The organism is Bordetella genomosp. 12 (genome assembly GCF_002261355.1).
Taxonomy (GTDB): domain Bacteria; phylum Pseudomonadota; class Gammaproteobacteria; order Burkholderiales; family Burkholderiaceae_B; genus Bordetella.
Genome location: NZ_NEVU01000002.1, coordinates 1,162,361 through 1,181,760, shown reverse-complemented (window position 1 = coordinate 1,181,760; position 19,400 = coordinate 1,162,361). Strand labels below are relative to the sequence as shown.

General features: G+C 64.0%; 15 protein-coding genes. 10 read left to right on the top strand and 5 right to left on the bottom strand.

The window, feature by feature from the left end:
- Positions 1-4: 4 nt before the first annotated feature.
- Complete coding sequence (locus CAL22_RS10975) at positions 5-886, bottom strand: LysR family transcriptional regulator (protein ID WP_094813613.1); 882 nt, start codon at positions 884-886, stop codon at positions 5-7.
- Positions 887-1,022: 136 nt separating this feature from the next.
- Here CAL22_RS10975 and CAL22_RS10970 point away from each other — a divergent pair, with 136 nt between their 5' ends.
- Both CAL22_RS10970 and CAL22_RS10965 read left to right on the top strand, forming a co-directional pair.
- A complete protein-coding gene (locus tag CAL22_RS10970) occupies positions 1,023-2,537 on the top strand; it encodes a CoA-acylating methylmalonate-semialdehyde dehydrogenase (protein ID WP_094813046.1) in 1,515 nt (504 codons plus the stop codon).
- A 152-nt stretch (positions 2,538-2,689) separates the two neighbouring features.
- Complete coding sequence (locus CAL22_RS10965) at positions 2,690-3,190, top strand: Dps family protein (protein ID WP_094813044.1); 501 nt, start codon at positions 2,690-2,692, stop codon at positions 3,188-3,190.
- 113 nt (positions 3,191-3,303) lie between these two features.
- Here the strand turns inward: CAL22_RS10965 and CAL22_RS10960 are convergent, their stop codons facing one another.
- From CAL22_RS10960 to CAL22_RS21305, 3 genes are all read right to left on the bottom strand, one after another.
- On the bottom strand, positions 3,304-5,481 hold the full coding sequence (locus CAL22_RS10960) for a capsular biosynthesis protein (RefSeq protein WP_094813611.1): 2,178 nt from the start codon (positions 5,479-5,481) through the stop codon (positions 3,304-3,306).
- Between the two features lie 166 nt (positions 5,482-5,647).
- Entirely contained in the window at positions 5,648-7,684 is a 2,037-nt protein-coding gene (locus CAL22_RS10955) for a glycosyltransferase (protein ID WP_094813042.1), read from the bottom strand.
- A gap of 5 nt (positions 7,685-7,689) precedes the next feature.
- Positions 7,690-9,030 carry a glycosyltransferase family 2 protein gene (locus tag CAL22_RS21305; protein WP_244193837.1) on the bottom strand — a complete coding sequence of 447 codons (1,341 nt, stop codon included), beginning with the start codon at positions 9,028-9,030 and terminating at the stop codon, positions 7,690-7,692.
- 301 nt (positions 9,031-9,331) lie between these two features.
- Between CAL22_RS21305 and CAL22_RS10945 the strand changes: the two genes are divergently transcribed.
- The 7 genes from CAL22_RS10945 to tviB all read left to right on the top strand — a co-directional run bounded on the left by CAL22_RS10945 (position 9,332) and on the right by tviB (position 17,436).
- Positions 9,332-10,105 carry an ABC transporter permease gene (locus CAL22_RS10945; RefSeq protein WP_094813039.1) on the top strand — a complete coding sequence of 258 codons (774 nt, stop codon included), beginning with the start codon at positions 9,332-9,334 and terminating at the stop codon, positions 10,103-10,105.
- Between the two features lie 9 nt (positions 10,106-10,114).
- Positions 10,115-10,828: an ABC transporter ATP-binding protein gene (locus CAL22_RS10940; protein ID WP_094813037.1), complete on the top strand. Its 714-nt coding sequence runs from the start codon at positions 10,115-10,117 to the stop codon at positions 10,826-10,828.
- 113 nt (positions 10,829-10,941) lie between these two features.
- Entirely contained in the window at positions 10,942-12,027 is a 1,086-nt protein-coding gene (locus tag CAL22_RS10935; protein ID WP_244193836.1) for a capsule biosynthesis protein, read from the top strand.
- A gap of 29 nt (positions 12,028-12,056) precedes the next feature.
- Positions 12,057-14,138 (top strand): glycosyltransferase, encoded by a 2,082-nt coding sequence (locus CAL22_RS10930; protein WP_094813033.1) that lies wholly within the window; start codon positions 12,057-12,059, stop codon positions 14,136-14,138.
- Between the two features lie 9 nt (positions 14,139-14,147).
- Positions 14,148-15,017 carry a capsular biosynthesis protein gene (locus CAL22_RS10925; RefSeq protein ID WP_094813031.1) on the top strand — a complete coding sequence of 290 codons (870 nt, stop codon included), beginning with the start codon at positions 14,148-14,150 and terminating at the stop codon, positions 15,015-15,017.
- A gap of 8 nt (positions 15,018-15,025) precedes the next feature.
- Positions 15,026-16,129 carry a polysaccharide biosynthesis/export family protein gene (locus tag CAL22_RS10920; protein WP_094813029.1) on the top strand — a complete coding sequence of 368 codons (1,104 nt, stop codon included), beginning with the start codon at positions 15,026-15,028 and terminating at the stop codon, positions 16,127-16,129.
- Positions 16,130-16,149: 20 nt separating this feature from the next.
- A complete protein-coding gene (tviB, locus tag CAL22_RS10915) occupies positions 16,150-17,436 on the top strand; it encodes a Vi polysaccharide biosynthesis UDP-N-acetylglucosamine C-6 dehydrogenase TviB (protein ID WP_094813027.1) in 1,287 nt (428 codons plus the stop codon).
- Between the two features lie 3 nt (positions 17,437-17,439).
- Here tviB and CAL22_RS10910 read toward each other — a convergent pair whose 3' ends face one another.
- Entirely contained in the window at positions 17,440-18,048 is a 609-nt protein-coding gene (locus tag CAL22_RS10910; protein WP_094813609.1) for an RBBP9/YdeN family alpha/beta hydrolase, read from the bottom strand.
- A gap of 196 nt (positions 18,049-18,244) precedes the next feature.
- On the opposite strand from CAL22_RS10910, the gene CAL22_RS10905 reads away from it, so the two are divergent.
- Complete coding sequence (locus CAL22_RS10905; protein WP_094813025.1) at positions 18,245-19,369, top strand: branched-chain amino acid ABC transporter substrate-binding protein; 1,125 nt, start codon at positions 18,245-18,247, stop codon at positions 19,367-19,369.
- The last annotated feature ends 31 nt before the right edge of the window (positions 19,370-19,400 follow it).

The following is a 19,400-nucleotide window of genomic DNA, read 5'->3' as shown; positions in this document are numbered from 1 at the left end:
GGGGTCATGGCGAAAAACCTGGCCGGAAATGGCTGGCCAGGGCTTTTTCGACCACCCGATGCGCTTCGGTGGGCGTGGCGGAAAACGGCTTGAGCAGATAGAGCGCACGGCCAAAGCCGGCGTAGCACTCCCACTGCGGCAACACGGCAACCAGGCCGGCGCGCGGACTCAAACTGAAGTCTGGCACCATGGCGATGCCCAGGCTGTTTGCCGCGCACTCGCGCAGCAGCTCGCTATTGTTGATGCTCAGGCAATCCACGGGTTTGACGTGCACCGCCGCGCCGCGCCCCTGGCGCGGCGCGAAAGACCATTGCGGATTGCGTTCGTCCCCCCGGTAGAGCAAACAGCGATGCCGGGCCAGTTCGCTCGGATGGGCGGGGTGGCCATTCCGTTCCAGGTAATCCGCGCTGGTGACCAGCTGTGCGCCGGTGGCGCACAGGCGCTTGCTGACATAGGCATCCGAGACCTGATCGGCATGCCGCAGCGCGAAGTCAAAGCCTTCCTGGCGCAGATTGACGAAGCGATCCGATAGATAGACTTCCAGAGCGATATCGGGGTACTGCTGGCCGAGCTCGCGCAGCACGGGGCCAAGGTGCTGCCGGCCCAGGGCCACGGGGGCGGTCAGGCGCAATCGGCCGCGAGGCGCGCGCGTCAGATTGCGGACTTCGCCCAAGCTGTCTTCCAGCATCTCCAGGGCCGGGCGGGCGCGCTCGGCCAGCAGGGCGCCGGCTTCCGTCGTACGCACGGAGCGCGTGGTGCGCAGCAGCAGGCTCACGCCGAGCTCCTGCTCCAGTGCTTTCATGCGCAGGCTGATCAGGGACTTGGATACGCCCAGGCGTTGGGCGGCCGCCGTAAAACTCCGGGTGTCGGCCAGGACGGCGAGCATCTTCAGGTCGGCCAGCCGGTCAAACACGGGCGTGCTCATGATTGTTGATCCATGTAAACAGTCTATTCAAATATAAGGGATTACTGCGCGGCCCGGGGTTTTCTAGACTGGCGTTTTCTCGTTACCGGAGCAAAACATGGACCAACAGCACGGACATCTGGGTCATTGGATCGCGGGGCAGGCCGCGGGCGGCCCCGAACTGGGCACACAAGCCATTCACGATCCCGCCACCGGCGAAGTCGTGGCGCAAGTGGATATGGGCGGCGTGCAGACCGTCGCGTCGGCCGTGGCCGCGGCGCGCGCGGCGCAGCCGGCCTGGGCAGCAAAAAGCCCCTTGCATCGGGCCCGGGTGCTGAATCGCTTCCTGGCCATTCTGGACCAGAACAAGGAGGAGCTCGCACGCCTGATTTCGCGTGAACACGGCAAGGTGATCTCCGATGCGCGTGGCGAGGTCATGCGCGGTATTGAAGTGGTCGAGTTCGCCTGCGGCGCACCGCAACTGATGAAAAGCGCCATGTCCATCAATGTGGGCGGCAATATTGACAACTGGGTGCAGCGCGAGCCTCTGGGCGTGGTCGCGGGGATCACGCCGTTCAACTTTCCGGTCATGGTGCCGCTATGGATGATGCCGGTCGCTTTGGCCACCGGCAATGCCTTCGTGCTCAAGCCCAGCCCCTTGGACGCCAGCCCCTCCATTGCCCTGGCGCAGATGCTGGCTCAGGCCGGCCTGCCCGCCGGGGTGGCCAGTGTCGTGCAGGGCGGCGTCGAGGCGGTCAATGCCCTGATTGACCACCCGGACGTGAAGGCCATTTCCTTCGTGGGTTCGACGGCGGTGGCCCGCCAGATCTACGAGCGCAGCGCCCGCGAAGGCAAGCGCGTGCAGGCATTGGGCGGCGCCAAGAACCATCTGGCGGTGATGCCGGACGCCGATGCGCAGGCAGCGGCCGATGCACTGGTGGGCGCGGCGTTCGGCAGTGCTGGCGAGCGCTGCATGGCGATCTCCGTGGCCGTGTTCGTGGCGGGCGCCGGTCAGGCCGTCATGCCGCACATTTTGAGCAAGACGCGCGAACTCAAGGTTCGCCGCGGCATGCAGGAAGACGCCGAAATGGGCGCCATTATCAGCGCGGCGGCGCGCGCTCGCATCGCCGCGTATATCGACGCCGGCGTGCAGGAAGGCGCCAGCCTGCTGCTCGATGGGCGGCAGATCGACCCGTCCGCCTGCGGAGCCGGTTGCGAGCAGGGCTATTGGTTGGGCCCGACGGTGTTTGACCACGTCCAGCCGGACATGCGCATCTATCGCGAGGAGATCTTCGGCCCGGTGCTCGCCTGCGTGCACGTGGATACGTTGGAGGAGGCCATCGCGCTGATCAACCGCCACGAGTTTGCCAACGGGGTGAGTCTGTACACCGACAGCGGCACGGCGGCGCGCGAGTTCGTGCAAGGCATCGAGGTCGGTATGGTCGGCGTCAATGTGCCGATTCCCGTGCCGGCGGCCTGGCAAGGATTTGGCGGCTGGAAGCAATCGCTATTTGGCGATCTGCATGTCTACGGCGAAGAAGGCGTGCGCTTCTACACGCGGCAAAAGAGCGTGATGCAGCGTTGGGCGGCCCAGTCCGCGGGGATGTCCTTCGCCATGCCGCGCTCGGGTTGAGGCAAGCCGCGCGGCGAGCCGAGCGCCGGTGGCCGTACGGGGATCCGGCGTGCGGCCGCCGCCGCAAGACCCCAGGCCTGCGCCGATGCGACGGGGTGTCTCTCGGTGGTATTCTTGATGTGTTTCCGTCGCCTTTAGAGAAGGAGCACTACATGGCAAAATCGACCAAGAACAGCACTGCCGCACCGCGCATCAATATCGGTATCTCCGACAAGGATCGGGCGGCTGTCGCAGGCGAGCTGGCCAAGCTGCTGGCTGATTCGTACTCGCTGTACCTGATGACGCACAACTTCCACTGGAACGTGACCGGGCCGTTGTTCAACACCCTGCACAATATGTTCATGACGCAGTACACGGAAGAGTGGGGTGCGCTCGACGCCATCGCCGAACGCATCCGTGCGTTGGGTCATTACGCGCCCGGCACGTATCGCGAGTATGGCCAGCTCACGTCCATCGAAGAGCCGAGCAATGTGCCCGAAGCGCTCGAGATGATCCGCATGTTGGTCAAGGGCAATGAGGCCGTCGCCAAGACCGCCCGCGCGGCCTTCGAGAAAGCCGATGCCGCCAACGATCAGCCTACCGCCGATCTGCTCACCCAGCGCCTGGACGTCCACGAGAAAAACGCGTGGATGCTGCGCAGCCTGCTGCAATGAGCTGTACGGCAATTACGCCGGTGTAGCGGCCTTCGCCGCACCTGCCGCCCTGTGCGCAGGGCAGGGCAACGGCCGGTCAACCCGCCCGCAGGCGGGCTGACCGGCCTTATGCATCAAGCCGGGGCGTTTTCCATGAAGCGCTCCAGCAGCCGGCGGCCTTCGTTGAGGTTGCCGGTACGCAGGCTCTGCATCACCAGTTCCACGTTGGCCTCGCGGTCCATGGGATTGCTCTCGATGACACGCCTGGCACTGGCGATCACCTCACCCTGGTCTTTGGACTGCTGCCGCTGATCCTGGAACTCGCGCTTGTGCGCATCGGACAGCGTGCGTTGCAGCGACGGCAGGCCGGCATAGGCCGGGTCGATGGCGCGAATGGCGCGCACCTCCTGCTCGGCCATTCTCAGATTGCCCTCCGTGAGATGGCGGCGCATGGCGCGCGCCAGGGCCCGCAAGCTTTTCTCGATCATGGCTTTGGTTTGTTCGGGTTGCAGCACGCCGCTTTGGGCCAGCCTGCGATACACCGCGACGGCATCGGCATGCGCGCCGAGCTGCACCAGGCGGGCCGCTGCCAGCAGCACGCTGTCCGACTCCGCCGGCAGTGTGGCGCCGGCCAGACGATGCCAGCAGGCGATTGCTGCGTCGGCATGGCCATCGCTTTGCAATTGTTTGGCAGCCCGCTGGACATAGCGGACGTCGACGGCATCCAGCGCGGCTAGATCCGCCAGCAACTGGATGGCCATCTCGCTGTTGCGATACTCCGCGTTGGCCTCATAGGCTTTGAGCATGCGCCGATAGGCTTGATTGATGTCGTCGTCGAGCTCGCTCTTATGCTCGCCGGCCAGGGTCTGCAGCGCATAGAAGGCGCCGAGGCTGGGCAGCAGAGCGCCTGCGCGTCCCGCGTGCCGCACTTCGCGGCGGGCTCTTTTGAGCACCTGCTCGCGCGCGCCTTGCAAGCTGGCGCCATCCACGGCGTGGGTGGCGGCCAAGGCGCTGACCATGCTGGCGCCTTCCTCGAGCGGCGTGCTGCTACGCAAGGCATGACGCAAGGACCGTTCCGGCGCGGCCTGCGCGCTGACGCGAAAGGCCTGTTCGGCATCCTGGTTGTGACCGAGCCGAGCAAGGATGCGGCCCAGCAAGAGCGCCGTTTTCTCGCTGCTCTCGCGTTGCAGGGATTCCTGAGCCCATTCGCGCGCCATGTCAATCTGCCCCTGGCCCAAGGCGCACTCGGCGGCCTGGCGCAGAATATAGGCATTGCGATTGGCATCGATGGCCAAGGCAGCGCCCCAGGCGTCGAGAATCTCATCATTCTGGCTCAGCGCCGTCATGGCCCGGGCGCGCAGTACGTAGGCGGCCGAAACGTTGGGCTTGAGTTCGATCGCGCGGTTGGCATAGAGCAGGGCAAGATCCCAGGCCTGGGTCTGGCCGCAGGCCTTGGCGCGCTCCAGGCTTTGTTTCCAATCCAGCGCCGCCTCGCCCTCCGGCAAAGCGGCGGTTTCCTGCACGCCTAGCAGTTTGTCGCAGATTTCTTTACCTACCAGACGCGCAAAGGCAGGCGTGTAATGCGCGGTGTCGCGTCCGTCATCGGGCATGCCGCGCTCCTGGCCATAGGCCGCCAGCAAAGAGCCCGGGTCGACCAGCGTGATGCCAGCGCGAGCGCAGGCGCGCGAGACGCGATCCACCATCTTGGCGCGGTCGGCGATGAGCTCGCCGTGGGCGTTCATGGCATTGCAATGGGTGACAAGCACAAAGGCGGGCCCCAGCAACAGGGCAATCTGCTTGAGGTCGCCTTCGATCTCGGCCGCCGTTTGCGTGCGCAGCACGGTTTGGGCCAGGACATGCTGCACGGATTCGGGCACCCGCGCATAGGTGGGGCTGGCCTGCAACTGTCGCAGACGCTCAGCCCGTGCCTCGGCCGACCCATGCTCAAAGAATATTTTGCGCAGATCGGGGCAGAAGGCCAAGGCCTCTTTGAAGCGCACCAGCTGCAATTGATAGCCGTCGAGCTCCAGAACCTTGATGGAGCTGATCTCGACCACGTGCCGGTCTTCGGCGGGAATGCTGCCTTGCCCCAGTTTGGGGTTGCCCTCGCGATGGCTTTGGCCGGAGATGAAGGGCCAAAGACTCGCCGGAATGCTCAGGTCGCCGCGCATGTAGCGAATGGCCTGTATGGCCTCTTTCGTGTTGTGCGTGTAGCCATACAAAAGGCGGTTATCGAGCACGAAATTGCGGCGGGCCTGGACTTTGGCCATGGGCCCGGCCACACGGCAGGATCCGATCGTAGTGATATTCACGGTGAGAGACTCCGTCTTGTTCAACAGCGGTTTGAAGATAGCGCAGGCCTGGCTTCAAGCCTTATGCAGGGGGTGTGCTTACGTAACGACAGTGCAATGGCTGCGCGGCCTGGCGCATGGACGTGCGCGCGTCGGGCTTGAGTCTTTGTTGCATCTGCATGGGATCTCAGCGTGCGCGCACGCCAGCGAACTGCGGTTCGGCGCGTTGCGCCGGGTTGGCGGGATCGGGAGTGGCCGCCTGCATCAGCATGGCGGTAATGGCGTCTTCATAAGCCTGCCAGGGCAGGTGACGTTGAACGGATTCGCGGGCCTTGCGGCCATACTGCGCCAGCCGGGCGGCGTCGCCGAGCAGCTCGTGCAGGTTCTGCGCGCCGTCGGCGGCGGCGTCGGCCAGATCGAGGTGGATGCCGTTCTCGCCGTGGCTGACGATGTCGGTATAGGCGGGATTCGGCCCGACCGCAGGGCAAAGGCCCAGCGCCATGGCTTCGAGCAAGGCGGCCACGCCCGGCATGGCCGCCTGCTCGGCCCGGGTGGGCCAGTAGGGAAAGAGTGCGAGATGCGCTTGCCGCAACAGCTGTTCGCGCGACACGGCATCGGTGATGGCCGGCGCGAAGATGACCTGGTCCTCGGATAGGCCGATTGCCACGGCGTGCTGGCGCATGGCGGCGGCGGCACGCCCATCGGATAGCACCAGCAGGACGGCGTTCGCGTCGTGCAAGGCCAGTTCCGCATAGAGGTCTATCACCACGCGGGCCAACATGGCCGGCGGCTCGTCTTCGCTCCAAACGATTACCTTGCGGTCGCGCAGGCGCGCGAGCGTGCCCGCAAGCGCCGCGTCGCTGTTCGGGGTGCGCAGGTTGGCCGCGGGCAGAGGCAGAGGCGGCAACAGGCTGACGGCGGGCTCGGAGGGCATCAGGGGGTGCAAGGCCGCGGCCAGCGCGGGGGTGCCCAATGCCAGCATGTCGGCCTGGCGCAGCGCGCGCTTGAGCAAGCGTAAATCGGCCATGGCGCGCTCGGAGAGCCGATGATTGGCAGCAGTCTTCTGAAAGAAATTCAGTCCTTGCACGATGAAACCGTAGGGCACGCGCAGGCTCGTGGCGGCGGCATGGGCGCCGAGGCCGCAACGTGCGTCGTCCCAAGCCAGAACCGCGCGTGGGCGCCGCTCCACCGTATGGGCGAGCACTGCGTCGGCGAAGGCGGCGGGTCGAAGGCGTGCCTGTCGCGCCTGCTCCGGCGTCACGGCCTGATAGATGACGCCGTCCACACGCAAGCTCGAAGCGCCGGCCCGTTCGGCTTCGGCGGGATCCTCCTCGCTGGTTTCGAGGCTGATCACTTGCACTTCACCGACACGTGCAGCCAGGCTGGTGGCATAACGGTGCAGGGCATTCTCGTTGGCGCCGCGCCGCTGCAGCAGGCTGTGCGTGGCCAGTATCACAACCGGGCCGCTACCGGAAAAGTCATAGCGGTGTCCTGCTGGACCTGGGCCGGTATCCGTGGCGTTCAGAACAGCATGTGCGGCAGCGATACGCTCATACCGCTGGGACTCCGCAGTGTTGAGGCGCACGCCGCTGGCGCTGGCGGCCTTGAGCAGGCGCGACGCGATCGTGACCAGCCCCGCGTCGAACAGGCTGAATGCCAGTTGACGGCTGTGTGGCGCGCCCGGATCGATTTCCAGCAACTGTTGGGCGACTTGCTCGGCGATGTCGGGATAGCTCGTGCGCGCCCACCGCGCAATCTCGCAATAGACCTTGCTGCGGACTTCGGTCGGCCAGTTTTGGCGAGCGCACCACAGCAGCACCTCCGGGCTGCGCACGCGTTTGACGTAGTCCAACGCGTCCTTGATGGCGCTCGCCGTCTCGGCGGGCAGAACGGCGGCGCCCGGTTTGCGCGCAACCGGATTGTGCCGATGTTCGCGGCGATGCGCGTGCGACAGCCTCAGCAGGGTATAGGGCAGGAGCAAGTAGTCGGCCACATTGCGAGCCCGGATGACGGCTTCGCCGAACTTCCAGGTCAGCGTCAGGCGCTGCTTTGCCAGTTGCTGAGTGGTTTCACGCAGCAGGGCGCGGGCGTTGGCCAGATCTTTCTCGGCCTGGACGCGGGCGGCATGCTCTTGCTCGAGACGCGCGAGAATCTGCTCTGCTTCATGGGTTGCGGCCGTCGGTCGGCCAAAGCTGAAAGGACGAATTACGTTGCTGGCGGTCATGACCTTTACTCAAAAGAGAGTGGGGGCTTGGCGGACAGGCCCTGTTCCATATGGCGTCTGGTCCACGCTTCGCGGTAGCGGATGCGAGCCTGCCGGCCTGCCGCTGAGTCCAGGCCGGTTGCGGCGGACTGCGTCAGGGAGTCGGGGTGGTGCAGGGCAATGGTCTGCACCTGGGCGTCGCGTCGCACGCTGGTGGGGCCGCAATGAAGTCGTATACGGTGTTCATACTCGTCGTCTGCTCCGAAACGCACTTCCTCGTAGGGACCGAGGCGTTCAAGGACCTCGCGGCGCATCATCAGCGACGCGGGGTTGTGGCGGATCAGCGGATAGATGCGCGGAGAAACGATCCGGCCCTGGCCGGTGAGCCGCAGCAGGCGGCTGGTACTGGCCACGATCCCGGCGTATTGCAACGGCTCGACCTGCTGCTCGATGCGTCGGGGCAGCATGACGTCGTCGGCGTCGAGAAACGTAATGAATCGGCCGCTTGCCTGGCTCAGCGCGAAATTTCTCGCGGCATATGTTCCGCGGTTTTCTATCCGCAGCGCAGTTATACGCGGATTAATTTCAGCGGCGGAGCATATATGTGCGTAAGTGTTATCTTCCGATCCGTCATCAATCGCTACGATTTCAATATTTCGATAGCTTTGCCGCGCAATGGATAATATGGCTTTATCTATGAAAGCCGCCGCATTGTGCGCACAGATTATTACACTGACCAAACCCGCATCCTGGATCTGCGCGGCCGAAGATGGGGAATCAGCGGGAATGAAATCGTCCATCCTTAGAGGAAGATTATTCTCGGCAAGGCCAAAGCCGGCGTTTGTGAGGAGATAAGTTAAATGTTTTCGCGCTTGACCATGCAGTCCGGAAAAGCAATGCTGCGCAGCAACAACTGCATGCAAATTATTCGCTTTTTTAAGATCATCTCGCCGTGAGGGCGCCAGTGCCGATGCGTGCCACTGTGCGGCCTGGGCGTCGCCGGCGGCCAGCGCCAAGCCCAAGGCCAGCGCGCTCTCCGAACGCCTGAGCCAGGCATGCGCACGGGCGGGGTCCAGCCTTCCGAGGGCAAGGGCATACTGCTGGCGCTCGTAGTCGGACACTTTCCCCAGGAAGTCTTCGGGCCGCAGCCCCGGATCTGAGCCGCTCCATTCCAATGCTGCGCGGGCTCGGGCCAGGGCCTGATCGCGCCCGCGCCGATTGCTGCACCGCGCGATATCGAACAGACCCACGCGATTCAACCGCGTTGCATCGTTGGGGTAGCGATGCATCACCTCCCAGTTCTGCAACAAATTGACGGTTTTATGTGCGCGTTTCTGGCAAATATTTAACAGAATGGTTCCGATCATTTATCCGGCTCGGCTATGGATACTTGAAAATTGACGCTTCATCCACGGGCTGCTCCCCAGGGTGGCAGCCGGAAGATCGTCTGGCTGATAATAAAATTATAGAAAACAGCCAAATCATCCATTTTCAAGCCGGAAAATATTCGCACTTGGTTTTATTTGATAAGTGTTGAAATATCGGCGCGAGTTTCTGGCCCGTATCATCCCTCCCGTTTCCAGCACCACGGCCAGGCGGCCTTGGCATCAATTGGCGTCCAGGCGCCCGGATCGGAGAGGAAATGGACATTCACGCAGGGTCGGCGCATTGAGCGCGCAGTTGCTTGCCACGCAAGCCAGAGTCGTTGCGGCACTGGTCTACCGAGAGACGCGGGTGCGCTTTGGTGGCACCCGGTTGGGCTATCTGTGGGCCTTGATCGAGCCCATCATGCACGTGGCCGTGCTGTCGACGATCTACGTGGTTTGGGGCAGGCAGGCGCCCCTGGGCAACCTGCAGATGTTCTTCATCACCGGCATCATGCCGTTCTTTCTGTTCAGCCACACCTCATCGCGCCTGTCGCGGGCCATCACCTCGAACACGCAGTTGCTGCGGCTGCCGGCGATCACCAACATGGACGTGATCTTCGCCAAAGCGCTGCTCCAGGCGCTGACGTGGATCGCCGTCTTCGGCATCCTGCTCTTTCTTACCCTGCTCGGCGGCCAATTGATCCTGCCGGAGAATGTGGAGACTTGCGCACTGGCTGCCTGCTTCACGTTCCTGCTCGGTTTCGGCGTGGGCTTGATCAATGCCGTGCTGAACATGATGTTCAAGTCATGGGAGCACCTCTACAGCGCGGTGACCCGCCCGCTCTATCTCCTGTCGGGAGTGTTCTATCTGGTCGACGCGCTGCCGGAAAAGGCACGTGCCGTCCTGGTCTACAACCCCATGGTCCATGCCATCGAGTGGTTCCGAGAGGGTTATTTCGCCAATTTCAGCTCGCTGACCCTGGATCGCTCCTATCTGATTGAGTGGTCGATTGCCGTGACCGTGCTCGGGCTGTGCCTGGAGCGGGCCATGCGGCGCCGCCTGCATACGCGCTGAGCCCCTGCCATGACAGACGCCTCCGTCCTGATTTCCCTGTACGACGTCAGCAAAGCCTTCCGGTCCAAGAAAGGTGTGAAGACGGTCCTCGACCGGGTGCGATTCGACTTCGTGGCCGGGCAGAACGTCGCCATTCTCGGGGCCAATGGCAGCGGCAAGTCCACGCTGCTGCGCATGATCAGCGCCATGGAGTTGCCCGACAGCGGAGTCGTACGGCGGCGTGCGCGCGTGTCCTATCCCTTGGGTTTCGCCGGCGCCATCAGCTCCTCCATGACCGGACGCGACAACGTGCGTTTCATCGCCCGCGTCTATGGCTGTGACGTTGCCGAAGTCGAGCGCTTCGTGCAGGAGTTCTCCGAACTGGGAAGGGCCTACGACCTGCCTGTGTCGACCTATGCCAACAGTATGCGGGCCCGGCTTTCTTACGGGGTCTCCATGGCGCTGGCCTGTGACGTCTATGTGGTCGATGAAATGCTCGCGGTCGGGGATATGGACTTCAAGCGCAAGTGCCTGGAGGTGTTCGCCGAGCGATCTCGCGGCGCGACCATTCTGATGACCTCCAGTTCCACGACCACCGTGCGGCGCTTTTGTACCCACGGATTGATATTGAGAGATGGCCGTCTGCAAGGGTTTGGTGAGCTCACGGCAGTGAGCGAACGCTTCACCCAGGCCGTCGGCCGGGTAGAAGACCCCGACCCGCAAGCCGCCAACAGCGAAACGTGATTTTTTAGATGAGAGCCTGTGCCTTTATGACGACTTCGGAGACACCTTATCGCGGTCCAGCCTTGCCCGGAACCGCCCCGCGGCGTCCGTCGCGCTGGCTGCGGCATTCAGCCGTGCTGCTGATTGTTTTGCCTGGCCTGTTGCTGGCGTTGTATCTGCTGCTGATTGCCGCGGACCAGTACGTGTCGGAGGCCCGCTTTGGCCTGCGGGCGGGGTCCGTGACGCAGGCCTCCGCGGCCAGTCGCGAGGGGCACGCGACGCTGGGTGGCGCCGAAATGACGGCCGAGCTGTTCGTGGATTCCTTTGCGGTCGTTGACTATGTGAAGTCGCGGCAGATCGTGCGCGAGCTGGACAAGACACTCAACCTGCGCGAGATGTGGTCCAAGCCGGCGATCGACTTCTGGTACCGCGTATCGGGCGATGCGTCTGAAGAGTCTTTGTGGCGTCACTGGAACCGTATGGTCGACATCCAGTTCGATATGTCGACCGGGGCCATCATTCTGCGCGTCAGGGCCTTCACGCCGCAAGACTCCTTGCGGCTGTCGCAGGCGATTCTGCAGGCCAGCGAGACGCTGGTCAACCAGATGTCCAAGAAGGCGCGGGAGGACAGCGTTCGCTTCGCCCATCTGGAAGTCGAGGGCGCAGAGCAGCGGCTATCGGCCGCGCGGCTGAAGGTGCAGGACTTGCGTGCGCGCACTGGCGTACTCGACCCCGTCAAGGAGGCCGAAGCCAATCTGCAGTTGGCCGCCAAGGTGCGCGGCGATATCGCCGCCACGGCGGCCGAAGTTGCCACCTTGCGCGCAGGCGGCGTGCGCGGCGGCCCTGGGCTGGAGCGCGCGCAGGCCCGCCTGCGGGCATTGCAGGGCCAGTTGCGCGAGCTCAATGACCAGCAGATCAGTGTCGGGCGCGGGGCGGACAAGGCCGATAGCCTGTCCACCGTATTGCGCGAGTACGAGTCGGCGGAAACCGAACGTCAGTTCGCCGAGGTCTATTACACCGGCGCGCTCAAAGGGCTGGAAGACGCCCGCAGTCTTGCGGCGCGGCAAGTGCTCTACACCGTTATCGCCTCGCAACCCACCTTGGCCGACGAATCGCAATACCCGCGCCGCTGGGTCGATACGGCGTTGGGCTTGCTGGGCTTTCTGATTCTCTGGATCGTGGTCGTTCTGGTGGTGTACGCCATACGCGATCACGCCTGACGCGCATCCACCCGGAGACGACTTCAACCATGTTTTCTTTCCTATCTCGTTTGCGCAGGCAGGAGCAGGCGCCGCAGCGAAGCGGCAGCGCCGCCGCCTTTGCGCCGCCCGCTTTCTCGGTGCAATTGGACGAGGTGCTCGTGGGGGCCGTGCAGGAGGAGGCTCCGGGCCGCGAAGTCGAGGAGGAGGCCCGGGCGGTCATGCAGCGGCATGTCGCGGCCAATGACGCACTCAATGCGGTGCCGCGTTTGCTCGAGTACGTGCGCCGCTACCCGGATACGGAGCTCTTTCAGGTGTTGGTGGCACGCAGCCTGGAGGCCGCGCATCGCCCCGATGACAGCCTGGCGGTATGGCGTGGGATTCAGATGCGCTTTCCCGACTCGGCGGACGCCTTCATCCTGACGCTGCGCGGCGTCAAGCGGCAACTGGGTGTCGAAGCCGCGCGGGAGGAAATCGAACAGTTCTTCGCCGGCGGCAGCACGGCCGCGCGCGACATTCTGCTGGAAGCCAAAAGCTGGGATGAGATCGGCCAGCCGCAGTTGGCCGACGCAGCCTTCGCTCGATTGGTGGACACGCATCCGGAGTTCGAGGACGGCTATGTCGTGTGGGCGCAGTCGCAGAACCGGCGCGGCGTCCTCTGGCGCGGCCGGGAAATCTTGCAGCTCGGACTCAAACGGCTGGGCGAGCGCGGACGTAAGTTGACCCGCCGCCTTGCCGATCTGGAGGCAGACCTGGCGGCGTTGACAGCCCTCGGGGTGTCCTGGTCGCAGAGCAATGTGCCGGTCAGCGTACTGGTGCTGCAACGGCTGTTTCAAGAGATCGGGCGGCGCCGTAACGAGGAGCTGGATGCCGAACCGGACAGCTTCGTCGGGAAGGTGTTGATGATCAATGGCTCCCTGGGCGCGGGCGGCGCAGAGCGGCAGTTCGTCAATACGGCGGTCGCCTTGCAGACTGCCCTGCAGGAGGGGCGAACCATCGCCGGCCATGACGTGTTGGGACCGATTCAGGTCGTCTGCCGTTCCTTGCGCAGCCGCGAGGGTGCGGACTTCTTCGCTGCCACCTTGCGCGAGCACAGCATCCCGGTGGCGGTGTATGCGGACATGCACGCCTGGGGAGGCTCGGAGTTTGCTTCGCTGCTGGCACCGTATCGTGAGTACCTGCGATTTCTGCCCAAGCAGATCATCGAAGGCACCAGTAAATTGACCGATGTGATGCGCTCGGGCGCACCGCGCATTGTCCACATCTGGCAAGACGGTTCTATCTTCGCCACCGCTTTGGCGGCGTTGCTGGCGGGCGTGCCGCGCATCGTGCTGTCGGTGCGCACCATGCCGCCGGTGGACCGTCCCGATCGTTACCGCGTCGAGTACGACATCATTTACTCGGAGCTGTTGAAGATGCGGGGCGTGGTGTTGAGTTCCAACTCCGGTTTCGCCGCGCGTCGCTACGCCGAGTGGCTGCAGTTGGATGCGCGCCGGATTCCCGTGGTCTACAACGGCCTGGCCCCGTTGAAAGCCGTCAGCGATGAGGCCGCCGAGAACATGATGTCCGCTTTTGCGGATAAAACCCCTGAGCAGGATTTCACCATCGGCACCGTCATGCGTGTCGACGAAAACAAGCGGCCGTTCTTGTGGGTGGAAGCGGCGCAGCATTTCGCCCGCACTCATCCACGCGCCCGTTTCGTCATGGTCGGCGCAGGACCCTTGCTCGAACCGGTCAAAGAGTTTGCCGAACGTCTGGGCATGGCCGACCGCATCCTGTTCACCGGTCTGTCCCGGCGTGTGGGCTACTGGCTGGGGCAGTTCGATGCGTTTTTGCTGCTATCGCGCTTCGAGGGGCTACCCAATGTCTTGATCGAAGCGCAGTTCTCGGGGGTGCCGGTGGTGACCACCTTGGCCGGCGGCGCGGGCGAGGCCGTGCAGGAAGGCGTCACGGGCCTGACCCTGCCTGCCGAAGGCGTGACGGCCGAGGAAGTCAGCGCCGCCTTGACCCGCTTGTATGAGATGCGGCAAGAGGATGCCGCGATCGCAGACAAAGCACGCCAATGGGCACGGGCGCGCTTTTCCTTATCGCAAATGATCGCCGCCACCGTGCGGTGCTACCAAGGGCCCTGAACGTTCGACATGAGAGAGCCACTCAAACTGTTCGTCCTTGGCAGTTGCCGGGTACATCGGCCCATCCGCCTGCTTCAGGAGCAGGGGCGGGCGCTGCTGTGTACAGCTGGTATCCCGGGCTATATCCACAGCACGCGCGAAGCGCGCCAGCGATTGCGTTGGCTTTCCGAGGGCCAGGGGCTGGACCGGCAGTTGCTGCCCTTTCTCTTTGCGCGATCGGTCCTGCCGCGCCTGGAGGAGACGCATCGCCGCGAACTGGCGCAGGCCGACGTCGTGGTGATCGAAGCCGCGGCCGAGCGCAGCGTGGAGGTCGACGGGGTATTCCTGCAGAAGAATCTGGTTGTGCGTCACCTGGTGCGTGAACTGGGCGAGCCCGGCATGCAATGGTGGCGCGGCCTGATCCGCAGCGGATCGGTTCACCCCGACGATTATGCGCGCGCGATGGGGGAGTACCGGCAGCTGGCCGAACCGGCGCTGCTGGCCTCCGGCGAGCGGGTGCTGCGGCGGGCGCGTTGCGCGCTGGATAGTGAACAGGCCGTGCGCGACGACCTGCAGTATGCCGCCCGGCTCATAGGTAAACCGGTCGTTGCCGTCACACATGTGGACCTGCCGCGCCCGGACGGACGCCTCATGGTGTCGCGCAGCCAGCACGTCGCGCGCGTGAAGGCCGCGGCCGCGGCGCTGCCTGGCGTGCATGTCATCGATCCCCTCGATTGCGCCCGGGACATGACCCGCGAGCAGGTGCTGGACCGTGACGGCGAAGACCTCAATCACTATTGCCCGGCGTTTGAGGCGGTGCTGGCCGAGCACCTGCACCAGCAGCTGCACGCCGCTGCCCGGATTGGCTCTCGCAAGAGCCCCACCCATTCGGAGTCCTGAGATCCCTCATGAGAAAACCCTTCCTTCCCGTGCTTCGCTTTCTGCCCTTGGTGATACTGATGGGCCTGTCCGGTTGCAGTATTCTGGCCGGCTCCGGCCCGACGCGCGGCGCCATCATGGACGCCGGATCAGCGCAGGGCGCGGCCACCCCTGGCGCCTACGATGTCGTGGACTTGAGTGCCACCACGATAGCGCCGTACGTGCTCAGGCGCGTCGAGGAGGTCGAGGGCAACACCTCGGACGGCTACGCCGGCAATATGCGCGTGCGCGCCGGCGATGTCCTGCGCATTATGGTGGCTGACAGCATGGAGGGCGGGCTGTTCGCGCCGCTCAACGCCGGGGGCACGGTGTTCGACGCCGTGCGGATCGATGCCGACGGCATGATCTCGCTGCCTTACGCCGGACATCTGCGGGTACGCAATAAAACGCTCGGCGCGATCGAGCAGATGATCAAGAACGCATTGCGCAATACGGCCGCCGTGCAGCCGCAGGTCATGGTGGACCTGGCCGATGACCGTTCCAACTCCGTGCTGGTGACAGGTGCCGTGCCGCAACCGGGTCGTTTTGGCGGCAACAAAAGTCCGCTGACGGCTTTGGACGCCGTGGCGCAAGCGGGCGGCACCACCTTGCCGCCCTATCAGGTGGACGTGATCATTCGCAACGGGACGCGCATGACGCGCGTGCCATATCAACAATTGCTCAATGGCCGCAATGTCGCCCTGGACCCGCGTTCGGAGGTGGTGGTCGAGCCCAACCTCAAGCGCTTTGTCGCCATGGGAGCCATCACCAAACCCGGCTTGCATGAACTGCCGTCCAAACGCAGCAACCTGCTCGATGCCTTGGGCGTGGCGGGCGGCCTGAATGACCGGGCCGCCGACGCCACGGGGGTCTTCGTTTTTCGTCTGGACGGTCTGGACGCCGCGGGACAAACCCGCCCGACGGTGTTCCGCCTGAATATGCGCAACCCGGAATCGATGTTTCTGGCCAAACAGTTTGAGCTGCGGCCCGAAGACGTCATCTATGTCAGCAACGCGCCCATGTACGAATGGGAGAAGATCATCACTCCCATTGTGCAAGTCCTGATCGTCGGCCAGCGTGTCGGCGCGAATTGATTTTTTAAGTAGAGGTATTCATGAGCTTGCTTCCCACGCTTTCCGATCTGCAGATCGCCGTCGTCGGACTGGGCTATGTCGGCCTGCCGCTGGCGGTGGAGTTCGGCAAGAAGCGCTCGGTCATCGGGTTTGACATCAACGCGCGCCGCGTTGATGCGCTGCGCCGGGGCCACGACCATACGCGGGAAGTCGACAGCAAGGAACTGACCCAGGCCAGCCAGCTGCGCTATACCACCGAACTCGAACAACTGGGCCGCGCCAATGTCTTTATCGTGACGGTGCCCACGCCGATCGACGCGTACAGGCAGCCGGACCTCACACCGCTCATCAAGGCCAGCGAAACCATCGGCGCGGTGCTCAAGCGCGGCGACATCGTCATCTACGAATCGACCGTTTATCCGGGCGCCACCGAAGAAGACTGCGTGCCGGTGCTCGAGCGCGTGTCGGGCCTGAAGTTCAACGAGGATTTTTTTGCCGGCTACAGCCCCGAGCGCATCAATCCGGGCGACAGGACGCACCGCGTCTCGACCATCAAGAAGGTGACCTCGGGCTCGACCGACGAGGTCGCCGAGCTGGTGGACCAGCTCTACAAAGAGATCATCGTCGCCGGCACCCACAAGGCCTCGAGCATCCGCGTGGCCGAGGCCGCCAAGGTGATCGAGAACACCCAGCGCGACGTCAACATCGCGCTCATCAACGAGCTGGCCCTGATCTTCAACAAGATGGGTATCGACACCGAGGCCGTGCTGCAAGCCGCCGGCACGAAGTGGAACTTCCTGCCTTTCCGTCCGGGCCTGGTGGGCGGGCACTGCATCGGCGTGGATCCCTACTACCTGACGCACAAAGCGCAGTCCATCGGCTACCACCCCGAGATCATTCTGGCTGGCCGGCGCCTGAACGACGCCATGGGCGGCTATGTCGTGTCGCAGCTGGTCAAGTGCATGACCAAGAAACGCCTGCACATGCAGGGCGCGCGCGTGCTGGTGATGGGCCTGACCTTCAAGGAAAACTGCCCCGATCTGCGCAACACCCGCGTGGTCGACATCATCAAGGAGCTGGGCGAGTACAGCGTCGATGTCGATGTCTACGATCCCTGGGTCGATGCCGAAGAAGCCCGCCACGAGTATGGCATCACGCCGGTGGCCCAGCCTGCCGAGGGCAGCTACGACGCCATCATCCTGGCGGTGTCGCACCAGCAGTTCGTGGACATGGGGGCCGCAGCCATCCGCAAGCTGGGCAAGCCCGACCATGTGCTGTGTGATCTGAAGTATGTGCTGACGGCCGAAGCGTCGGATCTGCGCCTGTAAGCCTCAGCCGGCCCGTGAGCCGCTGGCCAGCGGCGGCACGGGCGAGATGCGCTGCATCGGCGGTGAGACGCGCCAAGCCGCCCGTCGGCGCAAGGCGCCCAACAGTTTCAAGCCGTGTGGCCAGTCGCCCAGGCCGCTGTCTGCATTGATATGCCCGGCATCGGGCAACACGACAAAGCGGCTGCCCCAGTCCAGCGCAAAGCTGCGTGCGCGTGCCAGCGAGCAATAAGGGTCGTTGTCGCTGGCGACCACGACACTCTGGAAGGGCAAGGGCTGCCGGGGGATGGGCGAGAAATCCTGCAGGCAGGCCGGCGTACCGGATTGCTCGACATCGGCTGGCGCCACCAGCAAGGCGCCGGCCACACGTGTGCGCAGCGCCACCGGCAGCGAAGCGGCGACCAGGCAGCCCAGACTGTGGGCGATGAGGAGCACCGGTGAGGCTGCCTCGCCCACCGAGGCCGACAAGGTGGCCACCCATTGCGCCCGTTGCGGATTCTGCCAGTCTTGTTGGCGCAGGCGCTGCGCATAGGGCAGGCTGTCCGCCCACAACGTCTGCCAGTGCCCGGGCCCGGAGTCTTTCCACCCAGGAATGATGATCGGTTGGAGTCTCATGTCCGCCATATTGCCTGCCGGGCTATCCAACCCAAACGAATATCTATTTCATTGCATATATCGCGTGGGATATATGCCTGGCCCGCCGGCCACAGTGCCAAAGGCGGCAAGGCTTCGGTTATGCTTGCCCTGCATAAGGCGCGGGTTGGCCCCTGCGCGTAGATCAACGAAGACAAGCCAAAGAAGGAGTAACCCCATGAATAAGCACTTTCGCCTGACACCGATTCTGGCCGCAATGGGCGTGGCAATGAGCCTGGCCTGGTCCGGCGCCCAGGCGCAGAACATCAAAATCGCGGTGGTCGGTCCGACGACGGGCCCCGTGACGCAATATGGGGACATGGTCCGCGAGGGCGTCGATACGGCGATCGAACAGATCAACGCCGCCGGCGGGGTCAATGGCAAGAAGCTCGAAGCCGTGGTGATCGATGACGCCTGCGAACCCAAGCAGGGGCCCGTGGCGGCCAATCGCGTCGTCAATCAGAAGATCGGCTTTGTCGTGGGTCACGTCTGCTCGGGTGCGACCATCGCCGCCACCGACATCTACAACAACGAAGGCGTGGTGATGGTCACGCCCTCCGCAACGGCCCCTGCGGTGACGGACGGCAAGAATTACGAGTTCATTTTCCGCACCATCGGGCGGGATGACCAGCAAGGCCCGGCGGCCGCCAAGTTCATCGAGCAAAAGATCAAGCCGACCAATGTCGCGGTGCTGCACGATAAGCAGTCCTATGGGCAGGGCATCGCCACCGCCGTCAAGAAGGATCTCGAGAAAGCCGGCGTCAAAGTGTCGGTGTTCGAGGGGATCAATGCGGGCGACAGCGATTACTCGGCCGTCATTACCAAGCTCAAGAGCAATGGCGTGGACTTCGTCTACTACGGCGGCTACCACCCCGAGATGGGCCTGCTGTTGCGCCAGGCCGCCGAGCAGGGCGTCAAGGCCCGTTTCATGGGGCCCGAGGGTGTGGGCAATCCCGACATCAATGCCATCGCCGGCGATGCCGCAGAAGGGATGTTGCTGACCTTGCCGGCAGACTTCGCGCAGAACCCGGCTAATGCCGCGGTAGTGAAGGCCTTCCAGGACAAGAAGCGCAATCCCAACGGCGCCTTCCAACTGACGGCCTACGCGGCCACGCAAGCCATCGCCGACGGCATCAAGGCCGCGGGCAGCACGGATCCGGCCAAGGTGGCCAAATACATGCATGCCAACAGCTTTGAAACGCCTATTGGCAAGACGGCCTGGAACAAGCAGGGCGATCTGAACAACTTCGAGTTCGAAGTCTTCACCTGGCACAAGGACGGCAGCAAGTCCGCCTTCAAGTAAGTCAGCATGACGTAAAACAAAACTGCCCGCT